Origin of the sequence: Kribbella deserti (genome assembly GCF_042434725.1) — a bacterium.
GTDB classification, from domain to species: Bacteria; Actinomycetota; Actinomycetes; order Propionibacteriales; family Kribbellaceae; genus Kribbella; species Kribbella deserti.
This window is the reverse complement of record NZ_JBHLTC010000018.1, coordinates 338,234-363,898: the sequence shown is the minus strand read 5'-3', so window position 1 is coordinate 363,898 and position 25,665 is coordinate 338,234. Positions and strand designations below refer to the sequence as shown.

Here is a 25,665-nt window from a genome sequence, read left to right as displayed (position 1 = left end):
TCCTACGAAGGACCAGCACTCGGTAGCGGTTCGAGTACAGCCACGCACTCTATGTGATGCGTCATCGGGAACAAATCAAATGCCCGCAATGACGCGATCCCATAGCCCAACGCCCCGAAGGTCTTCAGGTCACGCGCGAGCGCCGCCGGGTCACACGCAACATACGCGATCCGACGCGGTTTGAGACCCGCCACGCGTCCTACGACGTCCTTGCCGGCTCCGGTCCGCGGCGGGTCGAGCACCACCAGGTCGACCGATGACAGGCCTTGCCGGGCCGCACCGGCCAGCACCTTGTCCACGCTGCCCTGCTCGATGGTGACGGCCCGCTGATCGTGCAGATTGCGCCGCGCGTTGCGAACGGCGTCCCGGTCACCCTCAACCGCGAGTACGGCACACCCGGCGTCCGCGAGGAACCCGGCGAACAGGCCGACGCCGCAGTACAGGTCGAGCGCGGTTTCGCCCGCGGCCGGTTCGAGGCCCGCCATGACGGCATCAACCAGGATGGTGGCCGCCTCGGGATGGACCTGCCAGAAGCCGCCGGCCTCGACCCGGTAGCGCCGTTCGTGAACTTGTTCGACCAACCGCCCGGCCGCTACGCCCGAGGTCAGCACCGCCGTACGGCCCTCGGATGAGACGACAGCCTGTACCGACGACACGCCCGGCCATTCCTGCGCGAGTACGTCGGGGCTGCCGGGATGGGCGATCCGGCACCGGTCGATCTGGACCAGCTCGTGCGAGCGATGCGCGTACATCCCGGGACGGCCGTCCACGACGGCGTACCGCATCCGTGTGCGCCAACCGAGCCCGTCGCCGCCGGGTGCCTCCATCACCACGTCTCGCTCGATGCCGCCGATACGGCGCAGACTGTCCCGAACCACCTCGGCCTTCAGCACACGCTGGTAGTCGAGGTCGACGTGCTGGAAGTCGCAGCCGCCGCATACGCCCGCATAGGGACATGGCGGCGCCACACGATGTTCGGACGGCTTGAGGATCTCTACGGCGTCCGCGCGCAGGTACTTCGACGTCTGCTCGGTCACCCGGGCTCGAACCGTCTCACCCGGTATGGCGTGCCGCACGAAGACCACTTGGCCGTCGTACCTGGCGACGCAGTGACCGCCGTGGGCGACGGGACCCACCTCCAGCTCTAGTAGCGAGCCAACGAGGGTTTCGGTCTGTCTGGCCACCTCCACAGGCTACTTGCCGCCTGACGGAGGATTACGCGATCCGCGGCGCACCTGGCCCGCGACGCGCTCTTGCCGCTCCTGACGCTCTTCGGCGACTTGAGACGACACAAGCTGGTACGGCACCGAGGTGACCATGACCCCCGGGGTGAACAGCAGACGCCCCTTGAGCCGTAGAGCGCTCTGGTTGTGCAGGATGTGCTCCCACCAGTGGCCGACGACGTACTCGGGGATGTAGACCATGACGACGTCTCGCGGCGACTGACGACGGATGTCCCGCACGTACTGCAGGATCGGCCGGGTGATCTCCCGGTACGGCGACGCGAGGCGCTTGAGCGGCACCGGGATATTGCGGCGGTCCCACTCGAGCTGAAGCGCCTCGGCCTCGTCGCGGTCCACGTCGACAGTGACGGCCTCCAGCATGTACGGCCGGGCGGCCTTGGCGAACGCGAGGGCCCGCAGCGTCGGCTTGTGCAGCTTGGAGACCAGAACGATCGCGTGCACCCGGGACGGCAGCGTGAGCGACTCGTCCTCGTCGACGGCCATTTCCTGCCCGACCGTCTCGTAGTGCTTGCGAATGCCCTTCATCATCAGGAACAGCACGCCCATCGCGATGATGGCGATGTACGCGCCGTGAGTGAACTTGGTCAGCAGCACGATCACCAGCACCACGCCGGTGAAGGTCAGGCCGATCGCGTTGATCACCCGTGAGCGCTGCATCTGCGAACGCCGGGCACCGTCGCGCTCGGTCGCGAGCAGCCGGGTCCAGTGCCGCAACATGCCGAGCTGGCTGATCGTGAAGCTGACGAACACGCCGACGATGTAGAGCTGGATCAGCCGGGTCACCTCGGCGTCGAACGACACGATCAGCACGATCGCGAAACCGGCCAGAATGACGATTCCGTTGCTGAACGCGAGCCGGTCACCACGGGTGTGCAGCTGGCGCGGCAGGTAACCGTCGCGAGCCAGGATCGAGCCCAGAACCGGGAACCCGTTGAAGGCGGTGTTGGCGGCCAGCACCAGGATCACGCCGGTCGTCGCGGCCACCAGGTAGAAGCCCGGGCTGAAGTGATCGAAGATGCCCTTGGCCAGCTGCCCGATCACCGGGTCCTGGTGATAGTCCGTGCCGAGCGGCTGCCCGTCCGGGCCGATCAGCTGCGACTCCGGGTGCTCCGCGTACCGCAGGTGCATCAGGTTGGCCAGCGTGATCACGCCCATCAGCATGGTGACGGCGATGCCGCCGAGCAGGGCCAACGTGGTGGCGGCGTTCCGGCTCTTCGGTTTCCGGAACGCCGGTACGCCGTTGCTGATCGCCTCGACACCCGTCAGCGCCGCGCACCCTGACGAGAACGCCCGGAGCACGAGGAAGCCCATCGCCAGCGCACCCGCGCCGGCCATCGTCTCGCTGGCCGCGAACTCGAACTGCGCGCTCTCGGCCTGCGGCAGATCCCCGAACAGGTACCGCCCGAACCCGACCACGATCATCGTGATGATCGTGGTCATGAACAGGTACGTCGGAATCGCGAAGGCCGTACCGGACTCGCGCACGCCGCGCAGGTTCATCGTCATCAAGAAGATGACCGCGATCGACGCCACCCAGACCTGGTCGCCCTCGAGCGCGGGAATCGCCGAGGCGGCGTATTGGGCGGCCGACGAGATCGACACCGCCACCGTCAGCACGTAGTCCACCAGCAGCGCGCTGGCCACGGTCAGCCCCGCGGTCGGCCCGAGGTTCGTATTCGCGACCTCGTAGTCGCCACCGCCGGACGGATAGGCGTGCACGTTCTGGCGGTACGACATCACCACCACCAACATGATCACCGCGACGGCGATGCCGACCTTCCAGGAGATCGCGACCGCGGTCAGGCCCGCGACCGCCAGGGTCAGGAAGATCTCATCCGGAGCGTAGGCAACCGATGACAGCGCGTCACTGGCGAACACTGGCAGGGCGATCCGCTTCGGCAACAGCGTCTCTCCCAGCTGGGCGCTGCGCAGTTTGCGTCCGATCAGGATGCGTTTTCCGATATCACCGAGGCTCACGTGAGTGATGCTAGAGGGGATACAAGGTTGACACGTGGTCCGGTGTAGCGTTTCCGCTGCCGAATCGACGCGATTGGCCCCCACTGCGGGCAAGGAGTGAATGCGGAGTGCACGTCGTCATCATGGGCTGCGGACGCGTCGGGTCGACGCTGGCCCGCACGCTCGAGAAGCGTGGCCATACGGTCGCGATCATCGATCAGTCCGCGGACTCGTTCCGCCGGCTCAGCCCGAACTTCTCCGGCCGCACCATCACCGGAATGGGCTTCGACCGGGAGGTGCTGGTCGAAAGCGGTATCGAGACCGCGAGCGCCTTCGCCGCCGTCTCCAACGGCGACAACTCCAACATTCTCGCCGCCCGGGTGGCGAGGGAGAACTTCGGTATCGAGAACGTGGTCGCGCGGATCTACGACCCGGGCCGGGCCGAGGTCTACCAGCGCCTCGGCATTCCCACCGTCGGCACGGTGCGCTGGACCGTCGATCAGATGATCCGGCGGTTGCTGCCGAGCGGTTCGGAGCCCGAGTGGCGCGATCCGTCCGGCACGGTCCGGCTGGCCGAGGTGCACGTGCACACCGGCTGGGTCGGCCGGCGCGCGTACGACATCGAAGCGGCCACCGGTGCCCGGGTGGCATTCCTGACCCGGCTCGGCGAGGGCCTGCTGCCCGGGCCGGACACGGTCATCCAGGAGGGCGACCTGGTGCACGTGGTGATGCTGGAGACCGACGCCGCCGCGGTGGAGGCCCAGCTCGGTACCAAGCCTGAGGAGCTGTGATGCGGGTAGCCATCGCCGGTGCCGGGAACGTCGGTCGCTCGATCGCGGCCGAGTTGCTGGAGAACGGCCACGAGGTACTGCTGATCGACAAGGACCCGCGCGCGATCAAGGCCGAGTCCGTACCGCGGGCCGAGTGGCTGCTCGCGGACGCGTGCGAGCTGTCCTCACTGGAGGAGGCCGCGCTGCAGCGTTGCCAGGTGGCGATCGCCTCCACCGGCGATGACAAGGCCAACCTGGTCGTCTCGCTGCTGGCCAAGACCGAGTTCGGTGTACCGCGCACGGTGGCGCGGGTGAACCATCCGCGCAACGAGTGGATGTTCAACGAGGCCTGGGGCGTGGACGTGTCCGTGTCCACGCCGCGGATCATGTCAGCCCTGGTCGAGGAGGCCGTGTCGGTCGGTGACCTGGTCCGGCTGTTCACGTTCCGCCAGGGCGACGCGAACCTGGTCGAGCTGACCCTGCCCGAGGACAGCCCGATGATCGGTATGCGCGTCGGTGACGTCGACTGGCCCGTCGACACCGCGCTGGTGACGGTCCTGCGCGCAGGCCGGGTACTACGCCCGGACCCGGACGGCACCCTCGAACTCAACGACGAGCTGCTCTTCGTGGCCGCCGACGAGACCGAGGCCCAGCTGGAGGACCTGCTCTCCCCCAACCACCACCCCCGCCGCCCGCACTAACCCACCGCGAGTAGCCGGGTTTGCACGCGACCACTAGTCCGATAATGGATGGGCTGGCTTCGGCGGCTCGGCTTCGGCCGCCGAAGCCGGGTGCACGAACTCGGGATCCGAACGGTCAGGGCCACACTATGCCGGGTGCTGGTGATCGTGCTGGCCACTGCGGACACATTGTGGGAGCCGAGCACCGGGGATCGATGGGCTGCCGTCGGTGGGACGTGCTCCCTTGGCTACGAAGTATCGCGCCGCGCGCCTTCCCCTGCCCTGGCTACCGGGTTTCAACCCTGCTACCGGCTTTCAGCAAGCCCGCTACCGGGTCTTGTACCGGCTACCCGGCTGCAACCAGGTAGCCGCACCACAACCCGGCAGCCCCACTGAGCGCCGACGACCACTCGCAGTGATGCGGGAGGTCGGGTTACTTCTTGTTGCCGCGGAGCAGGTGGATGGCGGTGTCGCGGATCTCGTCCCACTTCTCGGGGGGCAGGCTGGCACGCAGCACCGTGTACGACAGCCAGAGGGCCAGCGCGTAGACGGGCGGGCCGAGGGCCACCTTGGCGATACCGAGGGCGTTCAGGGCGCCGGCGAAGTACAGCGGGACCTGGACCGCGAGGCGCAGGCCGAACAAGCCGACGAAGACCAGCGTGGCCCGGGTGAAGCCCCGGAGCATGGCCGGGTCCTTGCGCCACGCCGTACCGGTCTGGGTGATCATGCCGTAGAGCACGCCGAAGATCGGCCAGCGGATCAGCACCGTGATCAGGTAGACCAGCCCGTATCCGAGGTTGGTCAGCAGGCCGGGAACGTAGACGTCCTCGGCGCGACCGCTCTTGTTGGCGATGTACGCCGAGATGAGCACGCCGATGAATCCGCCGACGATGTTGCGCAGCGGCTGCTTGCGGAAGAACCGCAGTACGCCGACGGCGGCGGCCAGACCGATCGCGACGATCAGCGCGAGCTGCAGATTGTGGCCGGACAGCTGGTAGACCGCCAGGAACGACAACCAGGGCACGGCGACGTCGAACAGCGCGCCCCAGCCGCCGGCCGCGTGGAAGAAGTCCTTGTCCGTCGTGGCGGACCGCTTCTTCTCCCCCGGCCCGTCAGCGGATGCCGTCGAGGCGTCAGGGTCGTTGTCGAGCGCCTCCGCGGCCTCGATCTCGGGGCGGAAGACCTCAGCGAGTTCTTCGTCGACCGAGTGATTCCGGCCGTCGCGATGCTGCTCAGCCATGAGCGACCGACGGGCGCAGCTCGTACCGCGGGTTGAACATCACGCGGTTGCCGTCGACCACGCCGATCCGGCCGGAGACGATCAGATCGGTTCCCGGATGAATCCCGGCGATCCGGCGGCGGCCGAGCCAGATCAGGGTCACGGTGCCAGTGCCGTCGAACAACTCACCCTCCAAGGCGGGAACGCCGCCACGTGGACTGAACGTGATCGTGCGCAAGGTACCGAACAGGGTCACCATCTCACGGTCGTGACAACCCGTGATGGACCGGGCACCACAGTCGGCGACGCCGTCCTGCAGCACCTCCGCGTCGCGTTCGTCCCGGTCTCCCGCGAACCCCCGCAGCGCGCGACGGAACTTCTCTGCCGCTTTCACACCGCTACCCATGGCGTCAGTCTAGTCCGCTCAGGCGGCGATCAAGCCGCCTGAGCGAGGACCAGACTTACGCCTCTTCCTCGCCGGGCTGCATACCGCCCGGCAGTTGCAGGGCGAGCGATTCGCGCGGCGCCATCGGCTCCGAACCGCGAACCACCACAACCTTGCGGAACGACTCCTCCATCGGCTTCGCGGCCTCGGGCTCGACCCCGGCGCGGCCGAGGATCGTGCCACGCAGCAGCCAGCGCGGGCCGTCGACACCGATCACCCGGCTGGTCTGGCTGAAGACCTGACCGCTGTCGGGATCGGTGACCGGAACCACCAGCACCAGCTCGGTACCGAACGGGCCGTCGGCCTCGGTCGCCGTACCGCCCATGCGGGTGGCCTCGGCGGCGATCTCACGCCGTACGTCGTCCCAGATGCCGGCGGTCTTCGGCGCGGCGAAGGCGCGCAGCTCGAGGGCGGAGTCCTCCAGTACCAGCAGGACGGCCTGCACCTCGTTGGTCTGCTCGTCGACCTGGAGCCGCAGCTCCATCCCGGGCAGGCCGGTGATCACCAGGCCGCCCAGGTCGATCCGGTCCTCGGCGTGCAGTTCCTCGTGCGGCACCTCGGTGGAGTCGAACGGGCCGTCGGTACGCGTGCCGCGGGCGTCGGTCTCCGCCTGCGCGGCGTCGGCCTGTTCCTTCTCGATGTCCTCGAAGAAGGCGTCACCGCGAACCGGCTCGGCGGCCTCGGTTTCCTCGTTCTTGGCCTTGCGGCGGAAGATCACTGCGCTTTCCTACTTTCCTGAAATCGTTGGTGAGGTGCGGCCGCCGTAGTCTCCCGCACACCCCAGGTCACAGACCGCACCTGCTCAGCGTGTCACACCCGCAAAACCACCGGTCGAGCCGTGTCCACCGTTACCCCGGGCCGATCCCGGCAAGGACTCGACCTCGACGAAGCGGGCCTTCTCGACCTGCTGGATCACCAACTGCGCGATCCGGTCTCCCCGGTGCAGCGTGACCTCGGCGGCGGGGTCGAGATTGATCAGGCAGACCTTGATCTCGCCACGGTAACCCGCGTCGATGGTGCCTGGCGCGTTGACCAGGGTGACACCGTGCTTGGCGGCCAGACCCGAGCGGGGATGCACGAACGCGGCGTAGCCGTCCTGCAACGCGATGGCCACCCCGGTACCGACCAGGGCACGCTCGCCTGGTTTGAGGGTGACCTCGGTGGTGGCGACCAGATCGGCGCCCGCGTCACCGGGATGTGCGTACGCCGGCAGGGGCAGGTCGGGATCGAGCCGCTGGATCAGTACCTCGGTCAAGGATTCACCTCGTAGTCATGGACTTGTTCGGCCGTCATGTCGGCCCCGTGCTCGGTGAAGTGTTCCACCCCGACGACCACGAACACCGCCGCCGCTCTGATCGCGATCGGCCCGTCGGGCGTGTCGAGACGGCCCTGACCCTTGGCATACATCCGGCGGCCGGAGAAGCCGACGCAGCGGGCCGCCAGCGCGAGCGTCGTACCCACCGGAACCGGGCGGATGTAGTCGGTCTCCAGCCGGCCGGTCACCATCGGCTTGCGCAACAACCAGGACAGGCCGCCGAGCACCTCGTCCAGCGCGGTGGCCAGTACGCCGCCGTGGGCCAGACCGGGCGCGCCCTGATGAGCCGCCGTGACGGTGAACGTACCGGTGACGGTGACGTCCGGACCCGCGGTGGTGACCATGCGCAGGCCGGTCGGATGGTTCGGCCCACAGCCCACGCAGTCGGCGTAGTGCGACGGCAGCACGGTTCCCGGCGCGGGGGCCTCCGGGTGCCGCTCGGGCGGATCCAGGTCGGCGCGGTGCGCGGCGGAACGGACTGGTGGTTCGATCACGGAACGGGACCCTACCCACGCCCGCCGACAACCTTCGTGCCAGGCTGGTGCGGTGGCCGTACCTGTGTCTTATCGCGAGCGTCTGTCCGTCCCGGCGAGCTGGTGGATCGTCGCCCTCGCCGCTCTTGCGACCACCTGGATGAGCGTGACCGTGCCGGCCGGGCCGATCGCCGGCTCCATCGTCAGCGCGCTGGTGCTGATCGCCTTTCTCGCGGGCTATCAGCGGTACGGCGGTACGGCGATCGTGGTGGACGCCGAACGCCTGCGCGCGGGTCGCGCGTCGATCGAGCGGACCTATCTCGGCGAGGTCGAGGCCCTTACCGGCGAGGCCGCGCGGAACGCCACCGGGCGCGACTGCGACGCCCGGGCCTACCTGCTGCTGCGGCCGTACCTGCGCGACGTGGTGCGGGTGCACCTGAACGACCCGCGGGACCCCGCGCCGTACTGGCTGATCGCGACCCGGCACCCCGAGCGGCTGGCAGCGGCCCTTCAACCGGAGGGCGCACCCAGCTCCCAGTAACGGGGTCGCGCAGCAGGAGGGCGCCGCGGTGCGAAATGCGGATCCTGCTCAGTGCGGGGGCAGCGCCTGAGCAGGTGTCCGGACGTGAGTCGCGGGACTGATCCGTCGATGGATCAGCCCCGCTCTTGCTGGTGCCGAACTGATCAGGCCGCGCAGTCGCGGCAGATCAGCTGGCCGTTCTTCTCGCTGGCGAGCTGGCTCCGGTGATGAACCAGGAAGCAGCTCGAGCAGGTGAACTCGTCGGCCTGGCGCGGCAGTACCCGGACCGCCAGTTCCTCGTGGCTGAGGTCGGCACCGGGCAGCTCGAAGCTCTCGGCGGCCTCGGCCTCGTCCTCGTCGACCTTGCCGGAGTTCTTGTCGTGCCGGCGAGTCTTGAGCTCCTCGATGCTTTCTTCGCTCGAGTCCTCGTCGGTCTTGCGTGGGGCGTCGTAATCGGTCGCCATGGTGTTTCCCTGCCCTCGTTCGTACCCGTGGTGATGCCTGCTGGACCTGAAACGGGTATGGCGGCCGATAAATTCCTCAACCACGTGATCCCGCCACAAGGGCCGGTCGCAGACGTCGGGGCGCGGCGTCGCTACCGCTCCCTGAGGCGGTGATTGTGCCTTATCCCGGGGCCTTCGCGCGCGCCGGGGTAGCAGTTGTCACCGGCGTGTCGCACCTGACGTCATGAGTGAACATCGGAATGCTCATTACTGTTCGATTCGAGCAGTAATGAGCAGTTACGCAGCGAACCCGCGCTGTCTATTTCCGTAGCGGGTCTGCGGAAACCAGCAGGTCGTGCAGGTCTTCGAACACTCCCGGCGCCGCCGCGATCGACATCTCCGGCGAGACCGGAGCACCGTTCAATCCACCGACTCGCGCGCCCGCCTCAGCGGCGATCAACGCGCCCGCGCCGTAGTCCCACGGGTTCAGTCCGCGCTCGTAAACCGCGTCCAGCCGGCCACACGCGACGTAACACAGGTCGATCGCGCCCACGCCGATACGGCGGATGTCCCGCACCTTCGCGATCAGCGTGCGAACCACGTCGGCCTGCACTTCGCGCCGCTCCGCGTCGTACCCGAAGCCGGTCCCGACCAGCGCCTTGCCGAGTTCGGTACAGCCCGAGACCTGGATCGGCTGGTCGTCGAGGAAGGCCCCGCCGCCCAGCGTGGCGGTGAAGATCTCCCCGCGCGGAGCGTCCACGACCACGCCGGCAACCGTCGTACCGTCGACCTCCACCGCGATCGAGACGGCGTACGTCGGGATGTCGTACAGGTAGTTGACCGTGCCGTCGATCGGGTCCACCACCCAGCGAACCCCGCTGGTGCCGTGGATGTCGTCGCCCTCTTCACCGAGGAACGAGTCCTCCGGCCGGGCCGCCAGCACCCGGGCGCGAATGAGTTCCTCGGACTCGCGGTCCACCGCGGTGACGATGTCGGTGGTGGTGCTCTTGGTATCGGCGACGGTGATCACGCCGCGGCGCCGTTCGACGATCAGCGTGGCGGCCTCGGTGGCCACCGCCACGGCGAGCTTCAGCAGGTCCTGAGGGCTTTCGGTCATGCCGGCTCCTCGTTCATCGATGCGGTGGTCGGGGTGGTGCTGGGGGTGGACGGCCGGCGCGGCGCCGGGCAGCAATCCGGGCGGCAGTTGTCCCAGCCCGGGCCGATCAGACCGCCGCACGGACGATCCGGCTGCTCACCGCGTTCGGCCGCGGCGCGTTCGATCACCAGGTCGCGCAACATCGCCACGAAGTCGGGGTGCACTCCCGGCGTCGCCGCCCGCGCCATCGGCAGACCCAGCTTGGCCGCGGTGGCCGCGGCCTCGGTGTCGAGGTCGTAGATGACCTCCATGTGGTCGCTGACGAACCCGATCGGTACCACCGCGGCACCGCTGGCGCCATCCGCCGTGAGAGCCTCCAGGTGGTCGTTCACGTCGGGTTCGAGCCACGGGACCTGCGGTGGGCCTGAGCGCGAGCAGTAGACCAGATCGGTCCGGCGGGCCCGGCCGGTACGGCGTTCCACCTCGGCCGAGATCTGCGCGGCGACGTCCTCGTGCCACGCGACGTACCCGCCGCCGGTGGGACCGCTGGTCGCGTTCATCGTGGTCGGGATGGAGTGCGTCACATAAGCGATCGCCGCGTCCTCCGGAAGGCCTTCGAGCGCCTTGAGGGTGGCCTCGACGAACGGGCCGACGAAGCCCGGGTGGTTCGCGTAGTGCCGGAGCTTGTCGAAGTGCGGCGCACCCGGAACGGCCTCGGTGACGTCGGCCAGGTTCTCCCGGTACTGACGGCAACCCGAGTACGACGGATAGGCGCTGGTCACGACGACCACGGCCCGTCGTACCCCGTCGGCCACCATCTCGCGCACGGTGTCGGTCAGGTACGGCGTCCAGTTGCGGTTGCCCCAGTAGATCGGCAGGTCCAGCCCCGCCTCGGCGAACGACGCCCGCAGCGCCGCCAGCAGTTCCCGGTTCTGGTCGTTGATCGGGCTCCGGCCGCCGAACTGGTAGTAGTGCTCACCGACTTCCTTCAGCCGCTCGTCGGGGATTCCCCGGCCGCGCGTGACGTTCTGCAGGAACGGCAGCACGTCCTCGGCCTTCTCGGGTCCACCGAACGAGAGCAGCAGTACGGCGTCGTACGGGGTGGGATCGGATCTTGTCGGCGCTTGCGGGTCGGCCATGTTCCGATGCTCTCAGGCCCGCCCTATACGGTGTGCATGGTCCCCCATGCTGAAGCCATACGTTCACCTCATGCAGAGACCCGGTGCGGGCGCGTTTTTCGCCGCCGGGATCCTCGGCCGTATGCCGATCTCGATGATCGGCCTCGGCACCGTCATCCTGATCGCCCAGGAGAGCGGCTCGTACGGATTGGCCGGCGCCGTCTCCGGTGTCGCCGTCGTCGCGGGCGCGCTCACCGGGCCGATCCAGGGCCGCCTGGTCGACCGGTTCGGCCAGCGCCTGTTGCTGCTGGTCGGCAGCGTCGTCTGCACGGTGGCGTTGTTCGCCCTGCTGCTCGCGGTCCGGGCCGACGCGCCGGTCTGGCTGCTGTACCTCGTCTCGTTTGTTGCCGGAGGCACCCGTCCGCAGGTCGGCTCGTTCGTCCGCGCCCGCTGGACGCATCTGCTCGGCCGCGGCCGAGCGCTGCAGACCGCGTTCGCGCTGGAGGCCGTCGGCGACGAGGTCGTGTTCATCATCGGCCCGGTTCTCGTCACCGCCCTGGCCACTCAGGTCAGCCCGTACGTCGCGTTGATCGTGGCGGGCGTACTCGGTCTGGTCGGCACGCTCTGGCTGGCGGCGCTGCGCGCCTCCGATCCGCCCGGCCGCGGTGCTGCCAACGGCGAAGAACGCGCGCCCCTCCCCTGGCTCTCGCTGCTCCTGCTCAGCATCATCGGCCTCGGCCTCGGTGCCACCCTTGGCAGCGCGGAGGTCGTCACCGTCGCCTTCACCGACGAACTCGGCAAGCCCGGCATGTCGGGCGTCGTACTGGCCGTCTGGGCCCTCGGCAGCATGCTGGCGGGTCTCTGGTACGGCTCGGTGCACTGGCGCGCCCCGGTCGAACGCCGCCTGTTGCTCGGCACGATCGCCCTGGCCATCACGCTCGCGCCGCTGCCCTGGGTCGACTCGATCCTGCTGGTCGGCGTGGTGCTGTTCGGCGCGGGTTTGACCATCGCGCCGACGATGGTCGCGGTCACCGCCTGCGTGGAGGAATGGGTACCGCCGGAAAGGTTGACCGAGGCAATCACCTGGACGGTCACCGGCCTGCTGCTCGGCGTTGCCCCCGGCAACGCCGTGGCCGGACACGCGGTCGACCGCTACGGCTCCTCCGACGCCTACTGGGTTCCCGTCATCGTCGGCATCACCTGCGCCCTGGTAGCCAGCGCCGCCGTGGCGTTCGCCCGGCCGAAGGTGCGCTTCGCGCACAACTAGTGTCCTGGCTCCGCTCCGGTGGGCGTGAGGTTCCCGCTGCCGGATTTTCGCGCGGCTGCCGGGTTGTGGTGTGTCCGCTGCCGACTTGTTGGGCCGTTACCCGGTTGCAGCCGGGTAGTCGTACGAGAACCCGGCAGCCGCACCAAAAGCCGCTACCGCCCGGCCTCAACCACCGCATTCCGAGTCCGACCGTGGGAAAAGATCCACCCGCACCACCCATCAACGGCGCCAACGACCAACGAACCCGGCCAACCCGCCAGCCCGGCGCGGCAGCACGACGGTAAATCGGATATGACGCGACGCGCGGACCATCCGGCACTGCAGGATGGGGAAACCACGAGGGCCAGCGCCTTCAACGGATTGACGCCAAGACGGGCAAGCCGGGTCAGGCGGGGCGGGGGATGGGGGCGTTCCAGCCGCGGCGGATGGCCAGCAGGCGGATCAGCGTGCAGATGGCGGCGGCGGTTACGGCTACCCAGGGGGCGTGCAGGCCGAGGGTGTAGGCGACCACCACCAGGCCGGCGCCGAGGAAGGCCGGGGTGGCGTAGATCTCGCGGCGCAGCACCACCGGTACGCGGCCGGACAGGACGTCGCGGATCACCCCACCACCGATCCCGGAGATCGTGCCGACCAGGGCCGCGGACAACGGCGGCAGGCCGAACGCGAGGGCCTTCAGCGCGCCTGTCACGCAGAACAGCCCGAGCCCGGCCGCGTCGAAGATGTTGACGAGCCGCTCGACCCGCCCGATACCCGGATGCAGGAAGAACGTGATCAACCCGGCCGCCACCGGAACGGACAGGTAGCGCCAGTCGGCCAGCGCCGCGGGCGGGGTCGCGCCGATCAGGACATCGCGAATGAAGCCGCCACCGAGCCCGGTCACCAATGCGAGCACCTGGATGCCGAACACGTCGAGCTGCTTGCGTACGCCCACCAGCGCGCCGGTGATGGCGAACACGAAGATGCCGATCAGATCCAGACCCACCTGCAGACTCACACCCCGAACGCTAACGGCTCGACCGCGACCAGCCGCCGCAGCCCGCCTCAACTCGCTGCAGCGTGCGAAATCCCCGCGCGGCGACCGGCAACGAGCCACTAAGGTCCGGAGGCATGAACCAGCCGCCGGCCGTCGACTACGCCGCCACCTCCGCCCGGCCCGGGTGGAACGAGCTTCCGGCCGAACTTCAGCAAGCTCTGGTGGTTGCCCTCGGCACCGAGATCGCCGAGGCGGGTCCGTCGGTCGGGTCCGGGTTCACCGGCGGCTTCGCGGCGCCGCTGCGGCTGGCCGACGGCCGCGAGGTGTTCGTCAAGGCGGCTGCCGACGACATGCACGCGTACGGCGCCTATCAGCGCGAGGCCGAACTCGTGCCGGCACTCCCCCGCGCCATCGCCATCCCGCCGATCGTCGCGACGGCGCACGCGACCAGCGACGGCAAGGCCTGGTTCGCGGTCGCCGCCAAGCGGATCCACGGGCGCCTGCCGGGTACGCCGTGGACCGAGACCGACTTCGCCCGGGTGACGGCGAGCTGCGAGGTCATGGCGACGTCCCTGACCCCTTCGCCGGTGCCAGGCCTCGAGTCACTCGTGCAGGACATCGAGTCGGGTGGTCTTCCCGTCGCCGAATTCGCCCGGCTCCGCGACACGGGCGAGGACGTGCCCGACGGATTCCAGCCGTGGCTCCCCCATCGGCTGGACGAGTTGGTGAAGCTGATCGAGCTCTATCCCGAGGCGCTGGCCGGCACTTCGGCAATGCACGGCGACCTGCGTCCGGACAACCTGCTCGTGGACGAATCCGGAACCTGCTGGACCGTCGACTGGAACTGGCTCGGTCTCGGTCCGGCCTGGGCCGACTGGGTGGGCCTGCTGCCGGTCGCGCACCACCACGGCATCGACACCGCGTCGACCGTCGCGAACAGCCCGCTCACCGCCGACGTACCGCCTGAGCATCTCGACTGCTGGGTCGCCGCGGTCGCGTCGTACATGCTGACCGCCCTGCACGAGCCACCGCCTCCGGGTTGTACGCCGGAGCTGCGGCGGCATCAACGGTTGATGGGCTGGACGTTCCTCGAGTGGCTGGCGATACGACGCGGCTGGTGACCGCCTACCGTGGGGTCATGAGCAAAGGTCCGACCACCCGGGTGAAGGTCGAAATCCTGGACGGCGACAAGGTGTCCCGCCGCGAGGACGCGGTTGTCACCGAGGAACCGCTGGAGCTTCGGCTCGAATGGCCGGGCCGTGCCGCCGAACCGCTGGTGGTGACGATGCGCACCCCCGGGTCGGACTTCGAACTGGCCGCCGGGTTCTGCCTGAACGAAGGGTTCAGTGCGTCCCCGCGGACCGTGGCCTACTGCACCGATATCCGGCTCAGTCGCGAACAGCAGTTCAACACCGTCACGATCTCCCTCGACGCGCCGCCCGATCGCGAGCCCGTCAGCCGGTACGGCGTGACCTCCGCCGCGTGCGGGGTTTGCGGCCAGCAGAGCCTGGAGGAACTCGCCGAGCGCGACTACGCCCCGGTGGACGACGTACAGGTCGAGGCCGACGTGGTTCGGCGGCTGCCCGAGTTGCTGCGCGAGGCCCAGCCGACGTTCGGCCGGACGGGTGGTTTGCACGCGGCCGGGTTGTTCACCGGTACGGGCGAGCGGGTGCTGGTTCGGGAGGACGTCGGCCGGCACAACGCCGTCGACAAGGTGGTCGGCTGGACCGTACTGAACCAGCACGACCGGACCGGCCAGGTCCTCGCGGTCAGCGGCCGGGCTGGTTACGAGATCGTGCAGAAGGCCGTCGCCGCGGGGATCGGCATGGTGGTCGCCGTCGGTGCCCCTTCCAGCCTGGCCGTGGACCTGGCCAAGCGGTTCGACGTCACCTTGGCGGGGTTCGCTCGCGGCGAGCGTTGCGTCGTCTACAGCCGGCCGGACCGCATCACGCACTGAACCATCCGTTCGGCTCACTGCTCCGAACAACCTTCGACAGATGACCTGGAACGAAGGATCAACAGTGAGCGACGAGTCGACGGCGCTGCCCTGGCCCCTGCTGGTCACGGCAGGAAGTACGCCCGCGGACGCACCGGCAGAGCTGATGGCACGAGTGGCACGAGGTGATACCGCCGCCTTCGCCAGCCTGTACGACGCCTTCGCGCCGCGGGTCTACGGCCTGATCAAACGGGTGCTGCGCAACCCGGCTCAGTCCGAGGAGGTCACCCAGGAGGTGATGGTCGAGGTCTGGCGCACCGCCGCCCGGTTCGATGCCGAGCGTGGCTCGGTCGCGTCCTGGCTGCTGACGATGGCCCATCGGCGAGCGATCGACCGGGTCCGATCCGAACAGTCGGCCACCGACCGGGACCAGGCCGTGGCGGCGGCCTCCGGGAGCACGGCGTACGACGAGGTGTCCGAGGCGGTTACGACAAGCCTGGAGGCCGAACAGGTCCGGCACTGTCTGGGCTCGCTGACCGATCTGCAACGCGAGTCGGTGACGTTGGCCTACTACGGCGGATATTCGTACCGGGAAGTCGCGGAGCTACTTGATGCCAAGCTCGCGACGATCAAAGCGCGGATGCGCGACGGCCTGATCCGGCTGCGCGACTGCCTGGGTGTGGAGGCGAGGTGAGCACCATGACTACCCCAGACGTGCATACGCTGACCGGACCATACGTCCTGAACGCGCTGCCGGAGGACGAACGAATCGGGTTCGAGCGGCACCTGGCCGATTGCCAGTCCTGCTCGGCCGAAGTGACCGGGCTGCGGGAGGCCGCCGTCCGGCTCGGACAGCCGGTCGCGGAGGTTCCGCCGGCCGAACTGAAGGCCCGGGTGATGGCCCAGATCGCCGCGACACGGCAACTACCGCCACAGATCCGGCCGGAAGCCCCAGTGTCCGCAGGGCCGGATCCAGTGGCGCACGCCGAACCGCGGCGGTGGACCCGGCGCTCGTTCTTCTCGCTCGCCGCCAGCGCCGCCGCGGTGGTGGGGGTCGGTGGCGTGGCCCTCGACCAGTACCGCGACAACCAGAACACGCAGCGGGAGAACCAGCGCCTCGCGGCTTTGCTGGCCCAGCCGGACGCAAAAACCGTACGCGGCAACGTGTCCGGCGGTGGCCAGGCGACGGTGGTGATGTCGGCCCGCCAGGACACCGCGATCGTGCTGCTGCACGGCCTGCGCAAACTGCCGGACGACCGGACCTACCAGCTGTGGCTGATGGACAAGGCGCAGGACGCGTACCCGGTCGGCCTGGCGAGTCCCGCGGTGGCGGACCAGACCCACGTGATCGAAGGCGGTCTGGCCGGCAAGGTCATGTTCGGCCTGACCGTCGAGGCCAAGGGCGGCGCGACCAAACCGCACCTGCCCGCCGCCGCGCTCATCCCGATGGCCTGACGGCTGCCGGCCCGGCCGCCCTCACCCGGCGGCCGGGCCGGTTCCACGCCGCGAGGCTCAGGCAGCGAGCGGTACAGGGCTCAGGCCAGGATCGGGGTAGAGCTCAGGCTTCGAGGCGGATGAAGGTGGCGCGGGGTACGTATTCGTAGCGCTCGGGCATGCAGGTCAAGATGATGACCTGGCCGTGGTCGCCGGCCCGGCCGAGCAGTGCGCCCATGTCGCGCAGGCGGCCCTTGTCGGACCAGCCGAGCGCGTCGTCGAAGATGACCGGCACGCTGCCCTCGCCCGTACTGACCAGGTGGCTGATGGCCAGCCGGGTGATGATCGCCAACTGCTCGCGCGCGCCGGTCGACAACGCGTCCACGCTCAACCGAACGCCGTCCAGCTCGCGCTCGGAAACGGCGAGATCCTCGTCCAGGGTGACCTTGAAGCTCGGGCCGTAGACCCCACGCCCGAGCGCCTCGATCCGGCTCTGCAGCGGATCCGAGTACCGGCTTTGCGCCTCGGCGCGGTGCCGCCCAAGTGTCTCGTGCACCCGGAACGCCGCTTCGGCCCGCCGGTTCAGGGCCTCCCAGACATCGCGCACGGAGGCCAGTTCCAGCTCGGCCGTGTCCAGCCGGGTCGCCAGGCCGTCGCGTCCGGACTGTTCGAGCCGGCCTTCGGTCGTTCGCAGGCTGTCGCGCAAGGTGTCGCGCTCGGTCTGCAGCCGGGCGGCCACGGCCAGCGCATCGTCCAATAGGCCGGCCACCTCGTCGGCACCGACCGCATCGGCTTGTTCCTGAACGGCGGTGAGTTCCTCCAGCAGGGCCTCGACCTCGGTCAGCGCCTCGGCCTCAGTGGCCTCCGCCGCCTCGTCCGACATCTCGGCGCGCGCGGCCTCCAGGGCGTCGGTCGCCGCGGCCAGACGCTCGGCCGCCAGTTCGCTGCGCGCGCGGATCTGCGCCGCCTCGGCACGATCCGCGTCCGCCGCTTTGCGGGCCTGCGTCGCGGTGAACGACGCGTCGGCGACCAACCGCTCCGCCAGGGCCAACTCCGCCCGCGCGTCCTCCAGGGCCTGCTGCGCCGCCTCGACCCGGGCGCCATCGCCCGCGACGGCCGCGAGCAGCTCGGCCGGATCCACCTCGGGCTCGTCGATGGCCTCGTCCAGGTCATCGAAAAGCCCCTCGAACAAGGACATCTGGCCTGGTACGCCTTCGACCGGCTTGGCCGCGGGCGCCGCTTCCTCGGGCTCGGGCTCTTCCTCCGGCGCACCGGGCACGATGCCCAACCGCGCCGACAGCAAGGCGATTCGCTCGCCCGGATCGCCACCGGCGGTCAACGACTTCTCGGTACGACGCGCCTCCTGCAGCTCCGCCGAAGCGGTATCACTGCGGCGCAGCATCTCCCGGGCATCCGCCAGGTCGCGCACTCCGGCCCGGCCGAGCAGATCCCGCTCGCGGCGAACCGCTTCTTCCAGCGCGGCCCGCAGCGTGGCCGCTTCACCACCCGCGCGAACGGTCAATTCCAGCTGGCCCGGAACCGTGACAGTCAGTTCGCCAGATACCAGCAGCTGCGCGCTACCACCTTCGCCGAGCTGTTCGGGAAGGGCTGGCACGCCCGCGTCGATACCCGACCCGGACAACTCGACCGCCGCCGCGCCCAATCGCCGTACGTCGATCTCAGGTACGCCGGCCGCGAGGGCGGCCCGGGCCTCGACCACCCGGGCGCGCGCGTCCTCCAGCGCCACGACGGTGTCGTCGTCCAGCCGGATCCCGTCGAGCACGCTCGTGGCCGTGGCGATCCGGGCCCGCACGTCGGCCAGTTCGGTCTGCTGGCCGAGCAGTCGCTCCAGCTCGGACCGGTCCGTCAGTTCTGAGAGCAGTTGCTCGGCTTCGTGCACTGACTCGCGGCGCTGGTCCTTCAGCTCGACGGCGTCCGCGAGCACGGCTTCGGCCTCGCGTACCGCGTCGGCGGCCTTGCGCGCGACCGTCTCGGTTTCGGCCCGCAGCGTGGCCAGTTCCGCCTCGGCCTCGGTCAAGCGCTCGACCTCGGCCGTCAGCCGCTCGCGCTCGCGGCGGGTGCGCGTGTGGTTGTCGAGCTTCGCGCGGGCCAGCTCGGCCCGGTCACGAGCCGAATCGCGGCGCAGCAGGATCTCGTCCGTGGTGCGCTTCCGCTCGCGCAGCACCTCGACCTCGCGCAGGTGGTCGGCGAGCCGGACGCTCAGGTCATCCAGCTCGTCGGCCAGCCGTTCGGCCTTTCGCACGTCGGCGGCGACCTCTTCCATCGCTTTCGCGGCGCGGGTCGCGAGTTCCTGCGCGGCCGCGACGGCCTGCGCGGAGCGTGCATACTCCCCCGTGGGCTTGCCGCCCTTGGTCCAGTAGCGCAGGTATTCCTGCTCGACCGCGAGCACCAGCGGCATCGAGGCGCCGTCCACCGGCGTACCGGATTCGGCGTTGACGGCGGCGATCAGCGGCTCGGCGTCGGCCGGTGCGGGCTGCACCAAGGACTGGCCCTGGTTCACCATCAGGGTCTGCCACAAGACCGGATCGACGTGCTCGGCGAAGAGGCGCTCGGCCTCGTTGTGCGCCTCGCGGCCGGTCCAGTCCTTCTTGCGGCCGTTCGGCCCGGTGACGGACAGCTCGGTGGTCCGGTTCTTCAGCCAGCGCTTGAGATAGCGCAACCGGGTCTCGCCGAACGACACCTCCGCGATCACCTCGGGACCAACATCCTGACCGACCGGCTGGATGTCCCTGATCCGGGTGGACTTGGAGTCGTCGGGCAGTTCGAAGACCAGCGCGAACGCCTCGACCAGGCTCGACTTGCCGATCTCGTTGTCGCCGATGACAACCGTCGTACCGTCCGCCGGCAGGGCCACCGTGCGGTCCTTGACGCCACGGAAGTTGCGCAGGGTCAGTTCATGCAGCCTCATCCGGCATCCCGGGCCAGCCGGTGCATCAGGGTGAGCGCGGCGCCCGCCGATTCGTCGCCGCCCGCGAGGGCCTGGCGCAGTTCCTCCATCGCGGCGCGGGCCGGTCCACTCAGCTGCAACATGTCCAGATCGCCCGCGTCCGGCGCCGGCTGCACGGTCCAGAACTTGACCCAGCGCTCGACACTGGCGAAAACCTCACCTTGGGCGTCGATCATCGCGTCGAGCCGGCTCAGCAGCGGCAGTGGCAACGATCCGCGCGCGGCGAGCCGTACATAGGTCCGTTCCTTGTCGGGCAGTTCGGCGAACCAGTCCTCCAGCGCCGTGAGCGAGTCCTCGTCGTCCAGCTCGGCGTGGTGCTCGACCATGTGCCAGGCACCGACGCGAATCGGCTCGACCGCGATGGTGTCGTTCGCCGGGTCCAGTGTCACCGCCAGCACGTTGCCTGGTTCGAGCTCTTCGGGTGCGGTGACCTCCTGCGTGCCCGAGTACCAGATTCGGTCGGTGACGCGAATCATCGAGTGGCGGTCGCCCAAGCCGACGTACCGCACCTTGCCCTCGGCGACCGCGGCCTCCAGCGCCGCCTGATTGATCGTCGGTACGTCGGACAGGCCGCCGCTGAGGCTGGCCAGCTGCCCGTGCGCCAGCAGGATGCGGGTCTTGCCGTCGGCGGCCAGCTCCTCGTAGCCCGGCGCGGCCGGATCGCTCACCGGGCGGCGCGAACGCCAGGGCGCTCCGACGATCTCGACCCCGGGTAGCACCTCGAACGGTTCCGTACCGGTCAGGACCGTGACGTGGTCCGGGGCGTGCCCGGTCCACTGCGCCGAAGTCCACAGCGAGCCAGGCTCGAGGGCGTCGTGATTGCCCGGCAGGAGGATCACCGGGACCTCGATCCGCTTCAGCGCCTCGCAGGCCCGCAGGATCGTCTGCCGCTCGACCTGGTTGTGCTCGAACACGTCTCCGGTGACCACCACAAAGGCCGCGCCAGTGGTTTTCGCCACCTCGCCGATCCGGACGATGGCGTCCAGGCGCGCCTGAGCGAACCGGGCCTGCCCGTCCGGGCCCAGGAACCGGCGCATCATGCCGAGCTGCCAGTCGGAGCTGTGCAGGAAGGTGATCGAGTCGTTCATCGCGGGACAGACGCTAACCCGAGCCACCGACAGAACCCGAGTTGGCACGCCCGGTAGCACCGGATCGACCGCACTCCGTACACAAAAACCCCTTGCCGGGCCGTCCGCGGACCCCGAGCATCAACCTCATGGAGTGGTACATGAAGACCGAACGCCTCGCGTTGCGCCAGTTCACCAGCGCCGACGTGGACCTGCTGGTGGACCTGGACTCCGACGTCGAGGTGATGCGATACCTGACGGGTAAGCCGACGCCGCGCGAGACCATCGCCGAAACGGTGCTGCCCACGCTGCTCGCCACGTACGACCGCCATCCGGGTCTCGGTACCTGGGCCGCGCACGAACGGGCCACCGGCCGGTTCGTCGGCTGGTTCGCCCTGGAGCCGGGCAAACCGGACGAAGCCGAGCTCGGCTACCGCCTGCGCCGCGACGCGTGGGGTCGCGGGTACGCCACCGAGGGCGCGCGGGCCTTGGTCGACAAGGGTTTGACCGACCTCGGCCTGACCCGGATCAACGCCATCACCATGGCGGTCAACGCCGGTTCCCGTCAGGTGATGCGCAACGCCGGGCTGCGTTTCGTCCGGCTGTGGCACGAGCACTTCGACGACCCCCTGCCCGGTACCGAACACGGCGAGGTCGAATACGCCATCACCCGGGCGGACGCTCTTGGGGAGGCCGACCGGTCAGGGTAGGCGTCAGCCGGAATCTGGTCGGCCTCCGATCAGCACGCGCGGCACGACGGAGTTCGTGCGCCTTCACTGGCCGATCGTGACGCGACTGCCCGCGAGTCCCGGCGTGTCCCCGCGAGCAGGGGGCAACCGCAGTTGTCATTCAGGTCGATTGCGGAGCTGCCCACCTCATCACTGCTCAGTCGAGCAGGGCGCGCCAGGTATGCAGGGCGGCGTGCAGCACGTCCGGGGTCTCCTCGCCGAGCCACGCCGGGTCCACCTCGTCGGCGGTGAAGAACGTCGCCTCGGGACCGACCTTGGCCGGATCCACCGCGCCCAGGTAGAGCACGGCGTACGACTCGTCGACCTTCGTACCGCGGATCGGCTTGGTCCGCCGGAACGCGAAGGCCAACGGCGAGACCAGCTCCGCGCCGGTGCCTTCGCGCACACCACGGACGGCTCGCTCGATCGCCGTCTCCCGCTTGCCCTTCGAGCCACCCGGAAGCTGCCAGGTCTCACCCGGCCCGCTGATCAGGACCAGCCGGGAGTCCCGGTCGAGCCCGAACGCGAACGCCTCGACAACCCTTTCCGCCAAGGGCATCTCGTCCGACACCACCGTCTCGATCTCGAACGAGGCCTTACCCGAGTCCCGGGTCTTCCGCTCCACGACAAGCTCAACCATGGCGCAGATTATGGAGTACGCCGAACACGCGGCGTAACCCGGCCATGACGGCATTGCCGTGGACACCCGGACCAGGGCGGCTCGGCGTGGGCGTGGCACGATTGGGCCGTGCCCGAAAGCGATGAGAAGCCGTTCGCCGTACTCGACATCGACGCGACGTTGTCGGATACCCGGCACCGGCTGCACTTCATCAAGCAGCGGCCGAAGGACTGGGACGGCTTCTTCGCCGCCGGTAAGAACGACGAGGTCCTGCCGGAGGGTCACGCCGTCGCCACTTCGCTGGCTCGCGGCCACGACATCATCTACCTGACCGGGCGGCCGGAGCGCATCCGCAAGGACACGCTCGACTGGCTGAAGAAGAACGGATTCCCGCCCGGCCGGTTGCTCATGCGCGGCAACGTCGACCGCCGTCCGTCAGTGGTGATGAAGCTGGAAAAGCTCGCCAGACTCGCCGCCGAGCGCAAGATCGCCGTACTGGTGGACGACGACGTGGCGGTCGTGCGCGGCGCGGAGAAGGCGGGTTACACCGTTCTGCACGCCGACTGGGCGCTCGACGAGGAAGTCCAGCCCACGCTGTTCGAGGCCCAGGAGACCGAAGGCCGCACCTGACCGGCTGGTCCCTTGGACCACGCCGACCAGGTGCCGGGAGTGAGTCAGTCCGCGTCGATCAGCTGAACCCGGTCTGCACGGGGGCGGCCTTCGCGTGAGCGGGTCAGGAGGTAGACGGCGCCGGCCGCGAGCAACGCGCCGACGAAGAAGCCGGGAATCCCCCAGCGCCAGCCGCTTCCTTGCTCGGCGGGCGACGCCACGGCCGCGGTCGGCTCGTCCTCAACCGCGGGCACCACGTCCTGCTCGGCCGGCGAATCCTCCACCACCCCACCGGGCGGCGCCACCGGACGCTCGAAGATGCCGAGGGATTTCAGCGCGTTGATCAACCCCTGGCCGCCGCCTTTATGCCAGCGAGCCGTCTCGGCCAACTCACCGGAGCTGTCCGTCTTGCGGGTCGCGACCCACGGGCCGCCGGGCGCGTCCGGATAGATCTCGTCGACCCGCCAGGCGTGCACATCGTGCAGGTACCAGACCACGCGGATCACCTCGCCGTGCTCATGCGAGGACTGCGGCCCGGACTGCGGAGCCGACTCGTACAACGCCTTCTCCAGATTGGTGTACGCGGGATCGGAATTAACGATCGCCGCCGCCGTTCCCCGATCATGAGCGACCACCATCACGCTCGTCGGCCCGCCCGCCACGGCCGGACTCGCGCCGAACACCACCACCGCCCCCAGCACCACCAGCCCCGCCACCACACGACGCAACACGGACATCAGGAACTCCCTCTCCCTCGACATACCCCCCATACACCGCCAACGCCCGAGGCGTTCCGCTTCGTCGAACAGAAGGAGCTAGTGTCCTGAGTCGGAAGTTCGTGCTTCAGCTCCGGTGTCCAGGTGCGTGCATCGCAAGGCGGAGAAGCGGTCGCGATGCTCTCTAGCATCGTGGCCGTTTCTCCAACGCCGCGAGGTGCGTGCCTGGGCGCCGGAGATGTGCACGAACTTCCGACTCAGGACACTAGTGCTGGATCAGCCCACCGACCGGCACCGAAGCGACGTGGCCGGTCGGCGGAAGCGTCTGCGCCAGTGTCAGACCGACGTCCACCAGGGCGGACCTGCGCAGGCGGGCTACCTCGGGAATGGGAATCCAAGCGGCCTCGGCGGTTTCGCCGTTCGGTTCCGGACGGAGTTCGCCGCCGGTGATTCGTACCTGGTAAAAGACACCGACGTTCTGGTGGTCCGCCCCTCCCAGCAATCGTTCTGCCGCTGGGATCAGGCGCGAGTCCACCCCCAGGAGACGTTCGACCACCGCGTCATGACCGGTCTCCTCGGCGACCTCCCGGATCACCGCGTCGAACGGATCTTCCCCATGGTCGACTCCCCCGCCTGGCAACGTCCAGGTCCGCTCGCCCTTCGGTGGTACGTACCGGGCGAGCAGTACCCGCGCGTCCACGATGCACACGGCGTACGCCGCCAGCCGGAAACTCATGCCCGTACCGTAGGGCCTCACTCAGCGGGTGGTGTCGGCGATGGTCAGGGCCTGGTTCTTGGTGAGGGCGCCTTCGAGGCGGAGGGTTCGGCCTGGAACGGTCCAGACCAGCGTGCGGCCCGCCGTACGGGCCGCCTCCGAGTGGGCCGAGCCGGACTCGTCGATGACGCGCAACTCGTGCGGCTGCTCGAACCAGAAGCCCTTGCGGGTCAGTTCGAACGTCCCGCCGAACTGCTTCTCGTAGTACGGGATGAGCCGGTCCTCCAGCTGGTCAAGGCGAATCGTGCCCGCGCCACTCCCCCAGCTCAGCGAGATCACGCGCCGGTCAGCCGACACCTCGACACCATCCGGAACTCCCAGCGCCGATGGCATGAGCGGCCTGAAACCGGCCAGCCGGGTCGCCTCCGCCACGGTGAGATTCGCCGCGGCCGTCGGTGGCGGCGGTGCTTCGGACGGGCCTGGACCCGGCAACGGGCGTACGACGACTCCCCCGATGCCGAACCACTCGGCCACCGTCGCACGCACAGGCGGAGCCGCCAGCAGCCCGGCCAGTACGACGAGCACGGCCGCCACCATCCGGCGCCGGTCCCGCCGCAACCCACGGCTCGGCTTTTCCTCGGCGACCCGGTTCATCACCGCGGCGGTCAGATCGGGCGCCGCGGCCGGGGTAGGAAGCGATCGCCCGAGCGCGCGTAGTTCCTCAGCCAGCAGGTCGTCGGCCATCGCGCACCTCCTTCCCAGCATCGACCACAGCATCGTCACCGAGGTGGTCCCGTAGTTTCGTCAGCGCGCGGGACAGCCGGGACTTCACCGTTCCCCGCGGCCAACCGAGCACCTCGGCGGTCTCCTGTTCATCCAGGTCGAGCAGATAGCGGCAGGTCACCACCAGCCGATGTGGTTCGGACAACCTCCGCAGTGCGACGAGCAGTTCGGCCCGCCGTTCCGCGGACAATGCGTGTACGGACGGATCCAGCTGATCCGGATCTGCCTCGGGCCAAGCGGCCTCGCGCCGGGTTCGCCGTACCCGGGAACGGTGCAGGTTCTTCGTCTCGTTCGCGACGATCCGCAGCAGCCAGGGCCGGAAGGCCGCGTCCGCGCGGAATCCGTCGAGCCCGCGATACGCCTTCACGAAGGCTTCTTGCACCACGTCGTCCGCGTCCGCGCCGGCGCCCAGCAGGAACGCCGTTCGCTTGGCGATCGGGGCATGCCGGCGGACCAGCTCCGCATACGCGCCGGTCTCCCCGGCTCGTACCCGTGCCAGCACCCCGCCTTCGTGCTCGACGGCCTCGATCCCACACCTCCTCGATCCAGCTCTCCCCCTCCTTACACCACG

General features: G+C 69.2%; 28 protein-coding genes. 10 read left to right on the top strand and 18 right to left on the bottom strand.

What is annotated here, in order from left to right; genetic code table 11:
• Window positions 1-2 precede the first annotated feature (2 nt).
• Window positions 3-1,184, bottom strand: coding sequence for a class I SAM-dependent RNA methyltransferase (locus tag ACFFGN_RS15020; RefSeq protein ID WP_380047753.1), 1,182 nt, complete (start codon window positions 1,182-1,184; stop codon window positions 3-5).
• 9 nt (window positions 1,185-1,193) lie between these two features.
• Window positions 1,194-3,221: an APC family permease gene (locus ACFFGN_RS15015; protein WP_380047751.1), complete on the bottom strand. Its 2,028-nt coding sequence runs from the start codon at window positions 3,219-3,221 to the stop codon at window positions 1,194-1,196.
• 107 nt (window positions 3,222-3,328) lie between these two features.
• On the opposite strand from ACFFGN_RS15015, the gene ACFFGN_RS15010 reads away from it, so the two are divergent.
• Together ACFFGN_RS15010 and ACFFGN_RS15005 are read left to right on the top strand one after the other, a co-directional pair.
• Window positions 3,329-3,991, top strand: coding sequence for a potassium channel family protein (locus ACFFGN_RS15010; RefSeq protein WP_380047749.1), 663 nt, complete (start codon window positions 3,329-3,331; stop codon window positions 3,989-3,991).
• Complete coding sequence (locus tag ACFFGN_RS15005) at window positions 3,991-4,671, top strand: potassium channel family protein (RefSeq protein WP_380047747.1); 681 nt, start codon at window positions 3,991-3,993, stop codon at window positions 4,669-4,671. The genes ACFFGN_RS15010 and ACFFGN_RS15005 overlap by 1 nt, the downstream gene beginning before the upstream one ends.
• Before the next feature lie 412 nt (window positions 4,672-5,083).
• On the opposite strand, the gene ACFFGN_RS15000 is transcribed toward ACFFGN_RS15005, so the two are convergent.
• The 5 genes from ACFFGN_RS15000 to ACFFGN_RS14980 form a co-directional block, all read right to left on the bottom strand.
• The gene (locus tag ACFFGN_RS15000) at window positions 5,084-5,890 is read right to left on the bottom strand and encodes a DUF3159 domain-containing protein (protein WP_380047745.1); all 807 of its coding nucleotides are present in this window, start codon (window positions 5,888-5,890) and stop codon (window positions 5,084-5,086) included.
• Window positions 5,883-6,275: an OB-fold nucleic acid binding domain-containing protein gene (locus ACFFGN_RS14995; protein WP_380047743.1), complete on the bottom strand. Its 393-nt coding sequence runs from the start codon at window positions 6,273-6,275 to the stop codon at window positions 5,883-5,885. Before ACFFGN_RS14995 ends, ACFFGN_RS15000 begins: the two co-directional genes overlap by 8 nt.
• Window positions 6,276-6,330: 55 nt before the next feature.
• Entirely contained in the window at window positions 6,331-7,032 is a 702-nt protein-coding gene (locus ACFFGN_RS14990; RefSeq protein WP_380047741.1) for a DUF3710 domain-containing protein, read from the bottom strand.
• 84 nt (window positions 7,033-7,116) lie between these two features.
• Window positions 7,117-7,569 carry a dUTP diphosphatase gene (dut, locus tag ACFFGN_RS14985; RefSeq protein ID WP_380047739.1) on the bottom strand — a complete coding sequence of 151 codons (453 nt, stop codon included), beginning with the start codon at window positions 7,567-7,569 and terminating at the stop codon, window positions 7,117-7,119.
• Entirely contained in the window at window positions 7,566-8,123 is a 558-nt protein-coding gene (locus tag ACFFGN_RS14980; protein ID WP_380047737.1) for a PaaI family thioesterase, read from the bottom strand. The genes dut and ACFFGN_RS14980 overlap by 4 nt, the downstream gene beginning before the upstream one ends.
• Before the next feature lie 52 nt (window positions 8,124-8,175).
• On the opposite strand from ACFFGN_RS14980, the gene ACFFGN_RS14975 reads away from it, so the two are divergent.
• Window positions 8,176-8,643 carry a DUF3093 domain-containing protein gene (locus tag ACFFGN_RS14975; protein WP_380047735.1) on the top strand — a complete coding sequence of 156 codons (468 nt, stop codon included), beginning with the start codon at window positions 8,176-8,178 and terminating at the stop codon, window positions 8,641-8,643.
• A gap of 143 nt (window positions 8,644-8,786) precedes the next feature.
• Here the strand turns inward: ACFFGN_RS14975 and ACFFGN_RS14970 are convergent, their stop codons facing one another.
• The 3 genes from ACFFGN_RS14970 to ACFFGN_RS14960 form a co-directional block, all read right to left on the bottom strand.
• Window positions 8,787-9,086 (bottom strand): DUF4193 domain-containing protein, encoded by a 300-nt coding sequence (locus ACFFGN_RS14970; protein WP_328994547.1) that lies wholly within the window; start codon window positions 9,084-9,086, stop codon window positions 8,787-8,789.
• 298 nt (window positions 9,087-9,384) lie between these two features.
• Entirely contained in the window at window positions 9,385-10,182 is a 798-nt protein-coding gene (locus tag ACFFGN_RS14965) for an inositol monophosphatase family protein (protein WP_380047732.1), read from the bottom strand.
• Window positions 10,179-11,300, bottom strand: a complete 1,122-nt coding sequence (locus tag ACFFGN_RS14960; RefSeq protein ID WP_380047729.1) for a ferrochelatase — start codon at window positions 11,298-11,300, stop codon at window positions 10,179-10,181. The genes ACFFGN_RS14965 and ACFFGN_RS14960 overlap by 4 nt, the downstream gene beginning before the upstream one ends.
• 70 nt (window positions 11,301-11,370) lie before the next feature.
• Between ACFFGN_RS14960 and ACFFGN_RS14955 the strand changes: the two genes are divergently transcribed.
• A complete protein-coding gene (locus tag ACFFGN_RS14955) occupies window positions 11,371-12,546 on the top strand; it encodes an MFS transporter (protein ID WP_380047727.1) in 1,176 nt (391 codons plus the stop codon).
• A 385-nt stretch (window positions 12,547-12,931) separates the two neighbouring features.
• Here the strand turns inward: ACFFGN_RS14955 and ACFFGN_RS14950 are convergent, their stop codons facing one another.
• Window positions 12,932-13,540, bottom strand: coding sequence for a trimeric intracellular cation channel family protein (locus ACFFGN_RS14950; protein WP_380047725.1), 609 nt, complete (start codon window positions 13,538-13,540; stop codon window positions 12,932-12,934).
• A 113-nt stretch (window positions 13,541-13,653) separates the two neighbouring features.
• Here ACFFGN_RS14950 and ACFFGN_RS14945 point away from each other — a divergent pair, with 113 nt between their 5' ends.
• Genes ACFFGN_RS14945 through ACFFGN_RS14930 form a run of 4 tightly spaced genes read left to right on the top strand, consistent with a single transcriptional unit; the run spans window position 13,654 to window position 16,910 of the window.
• On the top strand, window positions 13,654-14,640 hold the full coding sequence (locus ACFFGN_RS14945) for a phosphotransferase family protein (protein ID WP_380047722.1): 987 nt from the start codon (window positions 13,654-13,656) through the stop codon (window positions 14,638-14,640).
• Window positions 14,641-14,657: 17 nt separating this feature from the next.
• On the top strand, window positions 14,658-15,476 hold the full coding sequence (gene fdhD, locus ACFFGN_RS14940; protein ID WP_380047720.1) for a formate dehydrogenase accessory sulfurtransferase FdhD: 819 nt from the start codon (window positions 14,658-14,660) through the stop codon (window positions 15,474-15,476).
• 40 nt (window positions 15,477-15,516) lie between these two features.
• Window positions 15,517-16,149, top strand: a complete 633-nt coding sequence (locus ACFFGN_RS14935; protein ID WP_380047718.1) for a sigma-70 family RNA polymerase sigma factor — start codon at window positions 15,517-15,519, stop codon at window positions 16,147-16,149.
• A gap of 5 nt (window positions 16,150-16,154) precedes the next feature.
• Window positions 16,155-16,910 (top strand): anti-sigma factor, encoded by a 756-nt coding sequence (locus ACFFGN_RS14930; RefSeq protein ID WP_380047715.1) that lies wholly within the window; start codon window positions 16,155-16,157, stop codon window positions 16,908-16,910.
• 103 nt (window positions 16,911-17,013) lie between these two features.
• Here the strand turns inward: ACFFGN_RS14930 and ACFFGN_RS14925 are convergent, their stop codons facing one another.
• Together ACFFGN_RS14925 and ACFFGN_RS14920 are read right to left on the bottom strand one after the other, a co-directional pair.
• A complete protein-coding gene (locus ACFFGN_RS14925; RefSeq protein ID WP_380047713.1) occupies window positions 17,014-19,818 on the bottom strand; it encodes an AAA family ATPase in 2,805 nt (934 codons plus the stop codon).
• A complete protein-coding gene (locus ACFFGN_RS14920; RefSeq protein ID WP_380047711.1) occupies window positions 19,815-20,945 on the bottom strand; it encodes a metallophosphoesterase family protein in 1,131 nt (376 codons plus the stop codon). Before ACFFGN_RS14920 ends, ACFFGN_RS14925 begins: the two co-directional genes overlap by 4 nt.
• Window positions 20,946-21,073: 128 nt before the next feature.
• Here ACFFGN_RS14920 and ACFFGN_RS14915 point away from each other — a divergent pair, with 128 nt between their 5' ends.
• A complete protein-coding gene (locus tag ACFFGN_RS14915; RefSeq protein ID WP_380047709.1) occupies window positions 21,074-21,634 on the top strand; it encodes a GNAT family N-acetyltransferase in 561 nt (186 codons plus the stop codon).
• A gap of 175 nt (window positions 21,635-21,809) precedes the next feature.
• Here the strand turns inward: ACFFGN_RS14915 and ACFFGN_RS14910 are convergent, their stop codons facing one another.
• Window positions 21,810-22,292 carry an NUDIX hydrolase gene (locus ACFFGN_RS14910; protein WP_380047707.1) on the bottom strand — a complete coding sequence of 161 codons (483 nt, stop codon included), beginning with the start codon at window positions 22,290-22,292 and terminating at the stop codon, window positions 21,810-21,812.
• A 108-nt stretch (window positions 22,293-22,400) separates the two neighbouring features.
• Here ACFFGN_RS14910 and ACFFGN_RS14905 point away from each other — a divergent pair, with 108 nt between their 5' ends.
• Window positions 22,401-22,901 (top strand): HAD family acid phosphatase, encoded by a 501-nt coding sequence (locus tag ACFFGN_RS14905; protein ID WP_380047705.1) that lies wholly within the window; start codon window positions 22,401-22,403, stop codon window positions 22,899-22,901.
• A 44-nt stretch (window positions 22,902-22,945) separates the two neighbouring features.
• Here the strand turns inward: ACFFGN_RS14905 and ACFFGN_RS14900 are convergent, their stop codons facing one another.
• From ACFFGN_RS14900 to ACFFGN_RS14885, 4 genes are all read right to left on the bottom strand, one after another.
• On the bottom strand, window positions 22,946-23,617 hold the full coding sequence (locus ACFFGN_RS14900; RefSeq protein WP_380047703.1) for a hypothetical protein: 672 nt from the start codon (window positions 23,615-23,617) through the stop codon (window positions 22,946-22,948).
• Window positions 23,618-23,861: 244 nt separating this feature from the next.
• Entirely contained in the window at window positions 23,862-24,332 is a 471-nt protein-coding gene (locus tag ACFFGN_RS14895) for an NUDIX hydrolase (protein ID WP_380047701.1), read from the bottom strand.
• A 21-nt stretch (window positions 24,333-24,353) separates the two neighbouring features.
• Window positions 24,354-25,055: a hypothetical protein gene (locus ACFFGN_RS14890; RefSeq protein WP_380047699.1), complete on the bottom strand. Its 702-nt coding sequence runs from the start codon at window positions 25,053-25,055 to the stop codon at window positions 24,354-24,356.
• Window positions 25,033-25,596 (bottom strand): RNA polymerase sigma factor, encoded by a 564-nt coding sequence (locus tag ACFFGN_RS14885; RefSeq protein ID WP_380047697.1) that lies wholly within the window; start codon window positions 25,594-25,596, stop codon window positions 25,033-25,035. The genes ACFFGN_RS14890 and ACFFGN_RS14885 overlap by 23 nt, the downstream gene beginning before the upstream one ends.
• Window positions 25,597-25,665: the final 69 nt, after the last annotated feature.

What these genes read in the sequence shown, in the direction of transcription:
- ACFFGN_RS15005 (WP_380047747.1), top strand. Translation starts at nt 3,991, where the DNA reads ATGCGGGTAGCCATCGCCGGTGCCGGGAACGTCGGTCGCTCGATCGCG.
- ACFFGN_RS15000 (WP_380047745.1), bottom strand. Translation starts at nt 5,890, where the DNA reads ATGGCTGAGCAGCATCGCGACGGCCGGAATCACTCGGTCGACGAAGAA.
- ACFFGN_RS14995 (WP_380047743.1), bottom strand. Translation starts at nt 6,275, where the DNA reads ATGGGTAGCGGTGTGAAAGCGGCAGAGAAGTTCCGTCGCGCGCTGCGG.
- ACFFGN_RS14970 (WP_328994547.1), bottom strand. Translation starts at nt 9,086, where the DNA reads ATGGCGACCGATTACGACGCCCCACGCAAGACCGACGAGGACTCGAGC.
- ACFFGN_RS14965 (WP_380047732.1), bottom strand. Translation starts at nt 10,182, where the DNA reads ATGACCGAAAGCCCTCAGGACCTGCTGAAGCTCGCCGTGGCGGTGGCC.
- ACFFGN_RS14960 (WP_380047729.1), bottom strand. Translation starts at nt 11,300, where the DNA reads ATGGCCGACCCGCAAGCGCCGACAAGATCCGATCCCACCCCGTACGAC.
- ACFFGN_RS14955 (WP_380047727.1), top strand. Translation starts at nt 11,371, where the DNA reads ATGCAGAGACCCGGTGCGGGCGCGTTTTTCGCCGCCGGGATCCTCGGC.
- ACFFGN_RS14945 (WP_380047722.1), top strand. Translation starts at nt 13,654, where the DNA reads ATGAACCAGCCGCCGGCCGTCGACTACGCCGCCACCTCCGCCCGGCCC.
- fdhD (WP_380047720.1), top strand. Translation starts at nt 14,658, where the DNA reads ATGAGCAAAGGTCCGACCACCCGGGTGAAGGTCGAAATCCTGGACGGC.
- ACFFGN_RS14935 (WP_380047718.1), top strand. Translation starts at nt 15,517, where the DNA reads ATGACCTGGAACGAAGGATCAACAGTGAGCGACGAGTCGACGGCGCTG.
- ACFFGN_RS14930 (WP_380047715.1), top strand. Translation starts at nt 16,155, where the DNA reads ATGACTACCCCAGACGTGCATACGCTGACCGGACCATACGTCCTGAAC.
- ACFFGN_RS14925 (WP_380047713.1), bottom strand. Translation starts at nt 19,818, where the DNA reads ATGAGGCTGCATGAACTGACCCTGCGCAACTTCCGTGGCGTCAAGGAC.
- ACFFGN_RS14920 (WP_380047711.1), bottom strand. Translation starts at nt 20,945, where the DNA reads ATGAACGACTCGATCACCTTCCTGCACAGCTCCGACTGGCAGCTCGGC.
- ACFFGN_RS14915 (WP_380047709.1), top strand. Translation starts at nt 21,074, where the DNA reads ATGGAGTGGTACATGAAGACCGAACGCCTCGCGTTGCGCCAGTTCACC.
- ACFFGN_RS14910 (WP_380047707.1), bottom strand. Translation starts at nt 22,292, where the DNA reads ATGGTTGAGCTTGTCGTGGAGCGGAAGACCCGGGACTCGGGTAAGGCC.
- ACFFGN_RS14900 (WP_380047703.1), bottom strand. Translation starts at nt 23,617, where the DNA reads ATGTCCGTGTTGCGTCGTGTGGTGGCGGGGCTGGTGGTGCTGGGGGCG.
- ACFFGN_RS14895 (WP_380047701.1), bottom strand. Translation starts at nt 24,332, where the DNA reads ATGAGTTTCCGGCTGGCGGCGTACGCCGTGTGCATCGTGGACGCGCGG.
- ACFFGN_RS14890 (WP_380047699.1), bottom strand. Translation starts at nt 25,055, where the DNA reads ATGGCCGACGACCTGCTGGCTGAGGAACTACGCGCGCTCGGGCGATCG.